Here is a 12,295-nt window from a genome sequence, read left to right on the forward strand (position 1 = left end):
GCCAGGAAGAGCCAGAGAACCCAGGAGCCCAGGAGCCCAGGAGCCCAGGAGCCCAGGAGCAGGATATTGCCCGGTTCCTCGCACTTCTCTGGTGCGACTGGCCTCTTCCCTCTCGGTTTGTTACTGCTCGTCCAGCGACTCGACCCGAATCCGCGTGACCGGCCCGGCGATGTCAGCCAGCGATTCCAGCTGTCGAATCGCATCGTTCATATGCTGTTCGCGAGTGCGATGGGTCAGCAGAATGATCGGTACCAGCTCACCTTCGGTCGCTTCTTTCTGAATGATGGCCTCGATCGAGATGCTCTGCTCGGCGAGAATCGTCGCCACTCGAGCCAGCACGCCAGGGCGATCCACGGCCAGCAGTCGCAGGTAGTATGCCGTGACGATCTCTTCCATCGGCAGAATTGGCAGCGCGTTGGCTTCATCGTTGATGCCACTGAAAGCGAGGTATGGCACGCGATAGCGATGCGCGGTGGCAATGTTCCGCGCGACGTCCAGCAAATCGGCAACCACGGCCGATGCCGTGGGTTCCGCCCCGGCGCCCGCACCGTAGTAGAGCGTCGGACCAACCGCATCACCCATCACGGCGATGGCGTTCTTGACGCCGTGCACATTGGCCAGCAGCCGCTCTTTGGGAATCAGGGTCGGATGGACTCGCAGTTCGATACCATTGTCGCCGCGCCGGGTAATGCCGAGATGCTTGATGGTATAGCCCAGGTTGTCGGCCTGTTCGACGTCTTCGGCGGTAATCCGCGCGATGCCCTCGGTATAGGCACGATCGAACTGCAGCGGAACGCCGTAGGCGATGGATGCCAGAATCGTCAGCTTGTGGGCGGCGTCGATGCCCTCGACATCGAAGGTCGGGTCGGCCTCGGCATATCCTAGCGCCTGCGCTTCGGCGAGTACGTCGTCGAAAGCCCGCCCTTCGTCACGCATGTGGGTGAGGATGTAGTTGCCGGTGCCGTTGATGATGCCAGCCAGCCACTGAATGCGGTTGCCGCCCAGGCCTTCCCGCAGCGATTTGATCACCGGTATACCGCCAGCGACGGCAGCTTCGAAAGCGACGATGACACCCTTTTTGTGGGCGGCATGGAAAATTTCGTTGCCATGAACGGCGATCAGCGCCTTGTTGGCGGTGACCACGTGCTTGCCGTTTTCGATCGCCGTCATGACCAGCTCGCGGGCGACGTCGTAGCCACCGATCAGCTCGACCAGTACATCGATATCAGGATTGCGCGCGACTTCGAAAATGTCGCGTGTCACCTTGACCCCGGTGGTGTCGCAATCGGGGTTGTCACGACGGGCACCGACCTGTTCGATGACGATGGGACGTCCCGCACGACGGGCAATCTCGTCGGCATTGCGCGTCAGAACGTCAAAGGTGCCACCGCCTACGGTGCCCAGTCCGCAGATACCCACTCTCACCGGATCCAAGATGTCGCTCTCCCCTACTGATATGTACTCTTCGCATCACCCTCCGGAGCGGTAACCGCGGTCACGGCACCAGACTCTTTGCAGTACCGATATTGACGCACAAAGTGCCCTGAAGGGCGGTCACGGTAGAAAGCCCAGCCCCCCTTGTCAAGCTGACTCGAGGGGTTTCGCGCCGGCGATCAGCTATCGCCGTCCGCATCGATGCCGAGCATCGTCGCCAGGCGCTTCGCCGGCAGATAGCCCGGCACCATCTTGCCATCGGGGAAGATGATCGCGGGCGTGCCCTGAATGCCCGATTCGACCCCCAGCCGATACTGCGAGTCGATGGGTGCCTTGCAGCTGCCGGACGCCTCCACGCTGTCACCGCGGAAGGCCGCGCTCATCGCTTCGGAACGGTTGTCGGCGCACCACACCTGGGCGAGCTGTCTCGCCGCATCCGAATTCGGCCCCATGCGCGGGAAGGCCAGATAGTCGACTTCGATACCCAACTCATTCAACTGGGGCATCTCCTCATGCAACTTGTGGCAGTAAGGGCAGGTGGGATCGGTAAACACGGTGAGCCTGGCCTTGACCTCGCCAGCCGGTCTGTAGACCACGCGCTGCGCTTCGGGGATCGCATCGACCAGCGCCTTGCGCCGCTGGTTGGCAGCCTGCTCGGTCAGGTTGACCATGCCGTCGTCGGCATTCTGATAGAGGTCCCCGACGATCAGGTACTTCCCGTCGGCATCCGAATAGAGCGTATTGCCACCACGTAGCCGAACTTCGTAAAGCCCCGGCACCGGCGAATCGTCGATGGCCTCTATCGGCAGAGGTTGTCCGCTATGCGCATTGAGCTTGTCGGCGAGATCGGCCGGGGGGGCGGCAAAGACCGCCGGCGCCAGAACGGTCCCCAACAGCGCGATAGTGGACAACAGTAGACGACTTCTCATGTTCAACCTCTTGGATGGTGTTGAGCGTGTAGCGCTTCCAGACGCGCCTGGGCCACGTGGGTGTAGATCTGCGTGGTCGACAGATCGCTGTGACCGAGCAGCAACTGTACGACACGCAAATTGGCTCCATGATTCAATAAATGCGTCGCAAAGGCGTGACGGAGGGTATGCGGCGACAGCGGCTTGTCGATGGCGGCGAGCTGGGCATAGTGCTTGAGTCGATACCAGAAGGTCTGGCGGGTCATGAAACCATCATGGCGCCCAGGAAACAGCGGCGGCTGGCGGATATCCTGCATCAGTTCGCTGCGCCCTTGGCGGAGATAGCGCTCGACCCAGGCCATCGCCTCTTCGCCCAGCGGCACGAGCCGCTCCTTGTCGCCCTTGCCGCGGATCAGCACGACACCCTGGCGCAGGTTGACCGCGGCCACCGTCAACCCCACCAGCTCTGAGACGCGCAGCCCGCAGGCGTAGAGCACCTCCAGCATGGCCCGGTCGCGCAGGCCCAGCGCCGTCTCCACGTCCGGTGCCATCAGCAGCCGGTCGACATCGTGCTCCTCGAGCGTCGACGGCAAACCCGGCTGTACCCGCGGCGCCTGAATCTCGACCAGCGGGTCGTAGCTCATCAGGCTCTCCGCCAACGCCCACCGGTAGAACCGTCGCAGGCAGGAGAGCTGTCGCGCGATGGAACGTGGGTGGTAGCGTTCGCGACACGTCTCGACGAAGTCGATCAGGGTGGCGTCGCCGGGCGCCAGCAGACGCTCGTCCTGCGCCTCGAGATAGACGATCCACGCCGTCAGGTCCCGGCGATAGGCGCTCAGCGTGTGCTCGCTGACACCCCGCTCCAGCCACAGCGCGTCGAGAAAGGCATCGCGTCGATCGTGATCGTTCATGCGGCTCCGAAGCGGAAATTGGCGGGTGAAACAAGGAGCCCAATCATAACGCGGAAACCCCGCGAGCCGAATGACTCGCGGGGTTTCCGTAGCTCCTGCCGGGCACGCTCCAGAGCGATGAACGGGAGCGCGTGAATCAGCGGCGTGCGCTGAATCAGCCCAGCTTTTCCTTGATACGAGCAGACTTGCCGCTGCGCTCGCGAAGGTAGTAGAGCTTGGCCTGACGCACGTCACCGCGACGCTTGACCTCGATACCGGCCACCAGCGGGCTGTAAGTCTGGAAGGTACGCTCGACGCCGACACCGTGAGAGATCTTGCGCACGGTGAAAGCGGAGTTCAGACCGCGGTTACGCTTGCCGATGACAACGCCTTCGAAAGCCTGGAGACGTTCACGGCTACCTTCCACGACCTTGACCTGGACGATGATGGTATCGCCAGGCGCGAACGCCGGGATTTCCTTGCCCATCTGCTCGTCTTCGAGCGCCTGGATCACTTTGCTCTTGCTACTCATGTCTTGCTCCTGATTGAAGAAACATCCCTGGGGGACATTTCGTGATCCCGGCGCCCGTCCGACAGACGGTCGGGGCGGAATCGGACTCGTGGATGACGCATGTCGACGATTCATCCGTTCGAAATTCACGCATTCGAAGATCGATCGCCTCATGCACCGCCGTCACGAAAAACCGCTTCCTTCGCGACGTGTTCATCGATGAATTCGTCGAGCAGCTTGCGCTGTTCACGATCCAACGTTCGGCTCTGCAACAGGTCCGGACGCCTGAGCCAGGTGCGCCCGAGAGATTGCTTCAGTCGCCAGCGACGAATCAGCTCGTGATTGCCGCTGAGCAGGACGTCCGGCACCCGGTGGCCGTCGATGACCTCGGGCCGCGTATAGTGCGGACAATCCAGCAGGCCGTCGGCAAACGAGTCTTCGCTGGCCGAAGACTGATGACCCAACACGCCCGGCACTTCTCGCGCCAGTGCATCGATCAACACCATGGCCGGTAGCTCGCCACCGCTGAGCACGTAATCGCCGATCGACCACTCTTCATCGATATCGGCCTCGACCACGCGCTCGTCGATACCTTCGTAACGCCCCGCCACGACGATCAGGCCATCCCGCGATGCCAGCTCGCGAGCCCCGGCCTGATCCAGCCTGCGTCCCTGGGGCGAGAGATAGATCACGCTGGGCCGATGCCCGGCGGCTTCCGCGCCGGCCCGCGCTTCGACCAGGGCTCCACGCAGGGTGTCGACTTTCATCAACATGCCGGGGCCACCGCCGTAAGGTCGATCATCGACCGTACGATGTCTGTCCGTGGCATAGTCCCGGGGATTCCAGAACGCCACTTCCAGTAGTCCACGCTCCACGGCGCGACCGGTGACGCCATGCCGGGTAATGGCCTCGAACATCTCCGGAAACAGGGAGACGACACCAATCCACACGGTACGCTTCTCCTGTCCGTCGCCGACGATCGCTCTCTCGCTGAGCTCTGCTACCGGCATCCACCCGCCAGCGTACAGAGTGTCAGAAGGCAGGATCCCAATCGACGATCATGGATTGCCCGACCAGATCGACCTGAACGATGACATCGTCAGGCAGGAACGGCAGCAACCGTTCGCGATCATCGAGACTGCCCTCGGCGGGCTTGATCACCAGCACATCGTTGGCACCGGTCTCGAACAGATGATCGACTCGCCCCAGCTTGACGCCGTCGCGGGTCTCGACCTGCAAGCCTTCCAACTGATACCAGTAGTACTCGCCGCTATCCAGTTCGGGCAGCGCCGTCTTTTCCATCAACACGTCGGCGCCGGCCCACTGCTCGGCCAGCTCTCGCGTATCGATACCTTCCAGTCGGACCACCAGACCTTTGCCTTGCGGCCGCGCCTCGAGCAGACGCCGCGACTCGCGCTGCCCCTGCCTCGAAAGCACCCATACCGGATAGTCGAAGATGCCTTCGCTCGGACTGGTATAGGAGTAGACCTTGAGCCAACCCTTCACGCCGTGCGGGCTAGTCAAACGCCCCAGCACCAGGTGCTGCGTCTCTTCACGCTGGATCGGTTCGTCCTTGCCGGATTCATTCGGCAAGGGTTCACCCGGCAGCGTTTCGTGAGCCGACTGCGGCATGATGATCGAACTCAGGCCTGGGCCTTGCGCGCTTCTTTGACCAGCTCGGCCACGCGCTCGGAAACCTGTGCACCCTGGGACTGCCAGTGGGTGACGCGTTCCAGATCGACACGCAGGCGCTCTTCCTGGCCGCGGGCGACCGGGTTGAAGAAGCCGACGCGCTCGATGAAGCGGCCATCGCGAGAAACGCGAGAATCGCTAACGGTCAGGTGATAGAAGGGACGCTTCTTGGCGCCACCACGTGCCAGACGAATGGTTACCATTGCGTTGATAATCCTTCGGTTAAGTTAATCGTTACGCCACGAAATCAAGTCTTCTCGAACACTTGCCCGAGACGAAGACGCAGCATTCTACGGAAAAGGCCGTGCCTTGGGAACCTTTTGTTGCGGTCAGCGAACGAATCAACGTCGGGGGAAACCGCCGCCGCCCATCCCGCCCATGCCACCGGGGCCTCCAGGACCACCCGGGCCTCCGCCACCCATCATGCCGGACATGCCGCGCATCATTTTCTGCATACCGCCCTTCTGGCCGGCCTTTTTCATCATCTTCTGCATCTGCTTGTGCTGCTTGAGCAGACGATTGAGATCCGGCACCTGCAAGCCCGCGCCCATGGCGATGCGGCGCTTGCGCGACCCGTTGATGATCTCGGGTTTGCGGCGCTCCTGCGGGGTCATCGAATTGATCAGCGACTCGAGCTTGCCGAACTCCTGCTCGGCGCCCTTGTTCTGGGCCATCTCCGCCATTTGCCCCATACCCGGCATCTTGGACATCAGCCCGCCCATACCGCCCATCTTCTTGAGCTGCTGGAGCTGATCGCGAAAATCCTCGAGATCGAAGCCCTGCCCCTTCTTGACCTTCTTGGCGAGTCGCTCGGCCTTGCCCTTGTCGACGTTGCGCTCGGCTTCCTCGATCAGCGACAGCATGTCGCCCATGCCGAGAATACGCGAGGCCACGCGATCGGGATGGAAAGGTTCCAGGGCGTCGACCTTCTCGCCCATCCCCATGAACTTGATCGGCTTGCCGGTAATGTGGCGTACCGAGAGCGCAGCACCACCGCGCGCATCACCATCGGCCTTGGTCAGGATCACCCCGGTCAGCGGCAACGCGTCATGGAAGGCCTTGGCGGTATTGGCAGCGTCCTGGCCGGTCATGGCATCGACGACGAACAGTGTCTCCTGCGGCTGAATCGCCTGATTCAGCGCCTGGATTTCCGCCATCATCGCCTCGTCCACCGCCAGCCGCCCGGCGGTATCGACGATCACCACGTCGTGGAACTGAATCCTGGCGTGCTTGATCGCGGCTTCGGCGATCGCCACCGGCTGCTGGGCACTGTTCGACGGAAAGAAGTCGACCTCGACCTCCTTCGCCAGCGTCTCGAGCTGATCGATCGCCGCCGGACGATAGACGTCGGCAGAAACCACCAGTACCTTCTTGTTTTCCCGCTCGCGCAGATACTTGGCCAACTTGGCGACGGACGTGGTCTTGCCCGCGCCCTGCAGACCGGCCATCAGCACCACGGCGGGTGACCCTCGAAGCGTCAGCGCCTCGTTGGCCTGACCCATGATCGCTTCCAGCTCCTGCTGGACGATCTTGACGAACTGCTGACCCGGGGAGAGGCTTTTGGAAACCTCCTGCCCCACGGCGCGTTCACGCACCCGCTCGACGAAATCCTTGACCACCGGCAGGGCAACGTCGGCCTCGAGCAAGGCCTTGCGCACCTCGCGCAGGGTATCCTTGATATTGTCTTCGGTCAGACGTGCCTGGCCGGTAATCGACTTGAGCGTCTGCGACAGGCGATTGGAGAGACTTTCGAACATGGAACGCTCCGGGCAACGATGCCTGGCGCCACCGATGCTCGAACTCAAGCTCGCGGCGCCGCTAGAAGGAATGTGGCCGGTATTATACGCATGGAAGCGGCCTGGCTCCATGCGACCGGTCGCATCCCGTTACTTCGCCGTGCTTGGCCGCTGGAAGCCATGGCTGGGCGAGGTGGCAGCGATTGGGTATAGTAGCGGCGAAACGCGATTGCCTATCATCCAGCACATCTGCTTCTCGAACTCTTTTCATCGTCACGGCGGCCACCAGAAACCGCTAACGAGGCCAAACCACCGATGCCGGCGCTTCCTTTCGCCCTTGTCGCTATTGTCTGTTATCTCGCCGCCGGGCTATGGCAAAGCCTGAGCCTCGCCCGGCGCGTGACCGAACGCCCGAACTGGGTGCGCGGCGCCGGGCTGATCGCACTGCTCTGTCACACCCTCATCGTCGGGGTGGCGATCATCGGCCCGTACGGCCTGCACCTGGGCCTGACCCAGAGCGCGGCGCTGGTCGGCTGGCTGGTGGTGGCACTGCTGCTGCTGGCCAGCCTGTTCAAACCGGTCCTCAACGCGGGCGTCTGCGTCTTTCCGCTGGCCGCCGTCACCATCGTCGGCGTCGTCGGCATGCCCAGCCGAATGATCGAATCCGGCGTTTCGCCCGGACTCTATTTCCATATCCTGAGCTCGATCGCCGCGTTCTCCTTTCTCGCCATCGCCGCCGTTCAGGCAGCGCTGCTGGGTTTTCAGCATCATGCCCTCAAACGCCGCCACACCGGCGGCATCGTCCAGGTGCTGCCACCGCTGACCCGGATGGAACAGCTGCTGTTCGAACTGATCTGGTGCGGCATGCTGTTGCTGACCGTCGCTATCATCAGCGGCTTCGTGTTTCTGGATAACCTGTTCGCCCAGCACCTGGCCCACAAGACCATTCTGTCGCTATTGGCGTGGTTGATCTTTGCCGGACTGCTGGCGGGACACCATTATCTGGGCTGGCGCGGCCAGAAGGCGGTACGCTGGACGCTGGCCGGCGCCGGCGTGCTGGTACTGGCCTTCTTCGGCACCAAGTTCGTGCTCGAGTACATTTTTCACTACAACGCCTGACTCCTGTCAGCCGACAGCCGCGACGGATGCGGCTATCGGCGGCGTTGACAGGATTCGGTTAACGCCCTAAAACAACCTGACCACCCCTGAGGAATTCCCCGCCTTGAGCGATGACATACCCTTGGGCCTGATGCTGGGCCTGCTGTTCATTCTGGTCTGCCTGTCAGCATTCTTCTCAAGCTCCGAAACCGGCATGATGTCGATCAATCGCTACCGATTGAATCATCAGGCCAATGCCGGATCTCGCTCGGCCAGGCGTGTCGTCGAACTACTCAAGCGTCCCGACCGATTGCTGGGCGTGATACTGATCGGCAACAATCTGGTCAATAACCTCGCGGCTTCGATCGCCACCATCCTCGCCATCCATTTCTTCGGCGATGTCTCGGGGCCGGCGATCGCGACGCTGGTGCTGACGATCGTGGTGCTGATTTTCGGTGAAGTGACACCCAAGACCTACGCGGCCATCAAGCCCGATCGGATCGCGCTGCCGGCGTCGCTGGTCCTGGCGCCGTTGCTGAAGCTATTCTACCCCCTGGTCTGGCTGGTCAACGCCATCTCCAACAACCTGCTGCGGCTCATCGGCGTTCGCCACCTCAACGCGGGCGCCGACAGTCTGACCCGAGACGAGCTGCGCAGCGTGGTCCACGAAGCCGGATCGCTGATTCCCGGCCGTCACCAGGCGATGCTGCTGTCGATCCTCGATCTGGAAAACGTCACCGTCAACGACATCATGGTGCCGCGCCACGAAATCGTTGGCCTCGATCTCGACGACGACCTTGAGACGCTGCTCGCGCAGATTCGCCAGAGTCAGCACACCCGTCTGCCGATCTTCAAGGGCGACGTCAACAACATCATCGGCATCCTGCATCTACGCAACGCCTCGCGTTTTCTCTCCAAGCCGGATCTGCAGAAGGCGGCGATCGTGCAGGAAGCGCGCGAGCCCTACTTCATTCCGGAGTCGACGCCGCTGCATACGCAACTGCTCAACTTTCAGCAGCAGAAGCGCCGCATCGGCGTGGTCGTCGACGAGTACGGCGACGTGCAGGGGCTGGCGACGCTGGAAGACATTCTGGAAGAGATCGTGGGCGAGTTCACCACCGATGTCGCCGGCACCTACCGGGACATTCACCCGCAGACCGATGGCAGCTACGTGATCGAAGGCACGGCCAACATTCGCGAAGTCAACAAGGCGCTCGGCTGGCAACTGCCGACGGACGGCCCCAAGACCCTGAACGGCCTGATTCTCGAGGAGCTGGAGTCCTTTCCCGACGCCCAGGCCTGCCTGCAGATCGGCGCCAATCGGCTGGAGATTCTCGAGATCGGGGATAACCTGATCACCTCGGCACGCTGCTGGCAACAAGGCGTTCGACGCCGCAGCAGCGAGTAGACCGGCCGGTCTTCGAGACGACGGCCAGTCGCCGGCGCTGGCGACTGGCAAATCCGGGAAGTCGGCCGCGATGTCCGGCGGCTAGATCGGACCACCCAGCCTCGAGGCCAGACTCTGGTCCGCCGCCCGCTTGAGACCACGGACCCGCCGCTCCAGCGTCCGGCGCGGCGAGTGCCCTGCCGGGATCGGTTCACCGAAGACCAGCAGTACCCGAGCTCTCAATCGCCGCGGCCATTTGGTCAACGCCTTGCCGTCCTTGTTCGATGTCCACGATCCCCACAATCCCGACAGCGCCGCCGGCACTACCGGCACCGGATCGCGCGCCAGCACCAGATCGAGACCGCGCCGGAAGGCCTGCACGTCGCCGTCCGGCGTCAACCGGCCTTCCGGGAAGATCATCACCACCTCACCATTGCGCAGGGCTCGGCTGACTTCCTCCAGGGCTCGCCGCACGCCGCCCGGGTCGCGCCGGTCGGAATCCACGGGAATCGCGCCGGCGATGCGGAAGAACCAGTTGACCCAAGGGTTTTCGTAGATCGGCCGATCCATCATGAAGCGCAGCGGACGAGGACAGGCGCCGCCCAGCACCAGCGCATCCATGAAACTGACGTGATTGCAGACCACCAGTGCCGGGCCGGTCGCCGGCACATGCTGTCGACCGCGGCAGCGAAGCCGATAGAGCACTTGGATCAAGGCGAAGATCAACAGCCGCAGCGCCGGTCTCGGGTTGCGCATCAGCAGGGCGATGCCCACCAGCAGCGCCGACCACCCGAGGCAGGCGAACAGTACGAATAGCGACAGCTTCATCACGCTCAGCACCACGATCCCGAACACGGCGGACAGGATCATGAACAACGCGTTGAGGATATTGTTGGCAGCGACCATGCGGGCGCGCCGCTCATCGCGACTGGCCACTTGCATCAAGGTATAGAGCGGCACGCTGTAGAGACCGCCACCGAGCCCCACCAGCGCCAGCAGCGTGCTCATCTGCCAGAAACCGGTCATCGTCAGCAGTTCGCCAAGCGCCAGCTGTTCGCCGGCAAGGCCCGATTGCGAGGCCAGCTCGATACCTGACACGCCGATCACCAGCGCCCCGATCGGCACCAGTCCGAGCTCCAGACGCCCTGCCGACAACCGCGAGCAGAGCAGCGCCCCAAGTCCGACGCCAACCGCGAAGGCCCCCAGCAGAAAGCTGACCGCGCCTTCGCTGCCGTGAACCACGTCACGCACCCAGGCCGGTAGCTGGGTCAGATAGCAGGCCCCCAGAAACCAGAAGAAGCTGATCCCGATCAGAGCCGGCCGCACCCGCTTTTCGCCGAGACCGTCGCGCATCACGCGCCAGGTCCCGGAAAACGGTCGCCATGCCACGCGCCCGGCCACACTCGGCGGCGCGGCGGGAATCTTGAGGCTGACGACGACGCCGATCAGCGCAATGATGATCAGGCTCGCCGCAATCGTCGCTCGGCCCAGGGCGCCATCCAGCGATGCCAGCACGCCGGCCAGCAGCGTGCCCAGGAGTATCGAGACGAACGTGCCCAGATTGACCCAGGCGTTGCCCTTGACCAGCTCGGTGGCGGCCAGATGCTGGGGGAGAATGGCGTACTTAACCGGCCCGAACAGCGCCGACTGAGTCCCCATCATGAACAGCAATGCCAGCAGCAGGCCGAACAGTTCGAACCAGACCGCCACCGCCGCCGCGATCATCGTCACCAGCTCCAGCAACTTGAGCCGACGTACCAGACGCTGCTTGTCGAGATGGTCGGCGAGCGTACCGCCCCAGGCGGAAAACAGGAAGAAAGGCAGGATGAAAAGGCCCGCTGCCAGATTGTTGAGCAGTCCCGTGTCCCAGCCATATCGAGGCACGGCAACGAATGTCAGCAGCAGCAGCAGGATGTTCTTGAACAGATTATCGTTGAACGCGCCCAGCGCCTGAGTCCAGAAGAACGGCGCAAAGCGGCGCTGGGTCAGAAACCCCGAGATCACGAGGCATCCGGTCGGTAGCTCAGCCCGTTCAGGGTCATCGTCAGCAATTGATCGAGCAATTCACCGACTTCCATCGGCTGCCCCTGCCAATAACCGAGACGATCGTTGAGCCCCAGTTGGACCAGACCGTGGACACTGCCCCATAGCGTTCTCGCCATGCGTCGGGCGCCGAGGTCGTCGAGGGCCGGCTGATGCGCCTTGAGGGCGCTCTCGACCCGCAGAAACAGGGCTTCGATGATATGACTCTGGCGCTCGTCCAGCTCACCTTCGTCGGCAAGCGGATATTCGAACAGCATCTGCCAACGGTGGGGTTCATGCTGGGCAAATTGCCAGTACGCCGTCGCCAGCGCCTTGAGCTGCGGCTCCGGATCGGCATCCTCGAGCCAGGAGACAGCAGCGCCCATACGATCGAGCGTCTCGATATTGACGTACTGCAGCAGGTTGCTGAAGCTGCCGTACAGTTTGAGCAGCGTGCTCGGTGCACAGCCCACATCGCGAGCCAGCGAGCGCAGCGACAGCGTGTGCACGGGATTGTCTCTCAGCCAGGCATTGCAGGCCGCCATGACCTGAGCATGGAGCGCCTCGGGGGCGTGCTGTCGCGGTCGAGCCATGAAATTCCTCGCTCGGAATAGTGT

At 62.7% G+C, this 12,295-nt stretch carries 12 protein-coding genes; 2 read left to right on the forward strand and 10 right to left on the reverse strand.

The window, feature by feature from the left end; all coding sequences use genetic code 11:
• Positions 1–120: 120 nt before the first annotated feature.
• The 8 genes from DOM36_RS00120 to ffh form a co-directional block, all read right to left on the reverse strand.
• Positions 121–1,434, reverse strand: a complete 1,314-nt coding sequence (locus DOM36_RS00120; RefSeq protein ID WP_110640480.1) for a homoserine dehydrogenase — start codon at positions 1,432–1,434, stop codon at positions 121–123.
• Between the two features lie 179 nt (positions 1,435–1,613).
• Entirely contained in the window at positions 1,614–2,363 is a 750-nt protein-coding gene (locus tag DOM36_RS00125) for a DsbC family protein (protein WP_110640482.1), read from the reverse strand.
• A 2-nt stretch (positions 2,364–2,365) separates the two neighbouring features.
• Positions 2,366–3,253 (reverse strand): site-specific tyrosine recombinase XerD, encoded by an 888-nt coding sequence (xerD, locus tag DOM36_RS00130; RefSeq protein ID WP_075568244.1) that lies wholly within the window; start codon positions 3,251–3,253, stop codon positions 2,366–2,368.
• A 154-nt stretch (positions 3,254–3,407) separates the two neighbouring features.
• Entirely contained in the window at positions 3,408–3,764 is a 357-nt protein-coding gene (gene rplS, locus DOM36_RS00135) for a 50S ribosomal protein L19 (RefSeq protein ID WP_075568245.1), read from the reverse strand.
• 149 nt (positions 3,765–3,913) lie between these two features.
• Positions 3,914–4,693, reverse strand: coding sequence for a tRNA (guanosine(37)-N1)-methyltransferase TrmD (trmD, locus tag DOM36_RS00140; RefSeq protein ID WP_075568415.1), 780 nt, complete (start codon positions 4,691–4,693; stop codon positions 3,914–3,916).
• A gap of 82 nt (positions 4,694–4,775) precedes the next feature.
• The gene (rimM, locus tag DOM36_RS00145) at positions 4,776–5,375 is read right to left on the reverse strand and encodes a ribosome maturation factor RimM (protein ID WP_075568246.1); all 600 of its coding nucleotides are present in this window, start codon (positions 5,373–5,375) and stop codon (positions 4,776–4,778) included.
• Positions 5,376–5,386: 11 nt separating this feature from the next.
• Complete coding sequence (rpsP, locus tag DOM36_RS00150; protein WP_075568247.1) at positions 5,387–5,638, reverse strand: 30S ribosomal protein S16; 252 nt, start codon at positions 5,636–5,638, stop codon at positions 5,387–5,389.
• A gap of 138 nt (positions 5,639–5,776) precedes the next feature.
• The gene (gene ffh, locus DOM36_RS00155) at positions 5,777–7,192 is read right to left on the reverse strand and encodes a signal recognition particle protein (protein ID WP_110640484.1); all 1,416 of its coding nucleotides are present in this window, start codon (positions 7,190–7,192) and stop codon (positions 5,777–5,779) included.
• A gap of 294 nt (positions 7,193–7,486) precedes the next feature.
• Here ffh and ccsA point away from each other — a divergent pair, with 294 nt between their 5' ends.
• Together ccsA and DOM36_RS00165 are read left to right on the forward strand one after the other, a co-directional pair.
• The gene (gene ccsA / locus DOM36_RS00160; protein WP_075568249.1) at positions 7,487–8,290 is read left to right on the forward strand and encodes a cytochrome c biogenesis protein CcsA; all 804 of its coding nucleotides are present in this window, start codon (positions 7,487–7,489) and stop codon (positions 8,288–8,290) included.
• Between the two features lie 103 nt (positions 8,291–8,393).
• Positions 8,394–9,677, forward strand: coding sequence for an HlyC/CorC family transporter (locus tag DOM36_RS00165; protein ID WP_075568250.1), 1,284 nt, complete (start codon positions 8,394–8,396; stop codon positions 9,675–9,677).
• Positions 9,678–9,758: 81 nt separating this feature from the next.
• On the opposite strand, the gene DOM36_RS00170 is transcribed toward DOM36_RS00165, so the two are convergent.
• Together DOM36_RS00170 and DOM36_RS00175 are read right to left on the reverse strand one after the other, a co-directional pair.
• A complete protein-coding gene (locus DOM36_RS00170) occupies positions 9,759–11,660 on the reverse strand; it encodes an MFS transporter (RefSeq protein ID WP_110640486.1) in 1,902 nt (633 codons plus the stop codon).
• The gene (locus DOM36_RS00175; protein WP_075568252.1) at positions 11,657–12,271 is read right to left on the reverse strand and encodes a TetR-like C-terminal domain-containing protein; all 615 of its coding nucleotides are present in this window, start codon (positions 12,269–12,271) and stop codon (positions 11,657–11,659) included. The genes DOM36_RS00170 and DOM36_RS00175 overlap by 4 nt, the downstream gene beginning before the upstream one ends.
• Between the last annotated feature and the right edge of the window lie 24 nt (positions 12,272–12,295).

Origin of the sequence: Salinicola sp. CPA57 (assembly GCF_003206035.1) — a bacterium.
GTDB classification, from domain to species: Bacteria; Pseudomonadota; Gammaproteobacteria; order Pseudomonadales; family Halomonadaceae; genus Salinicola; species Salinicola socius.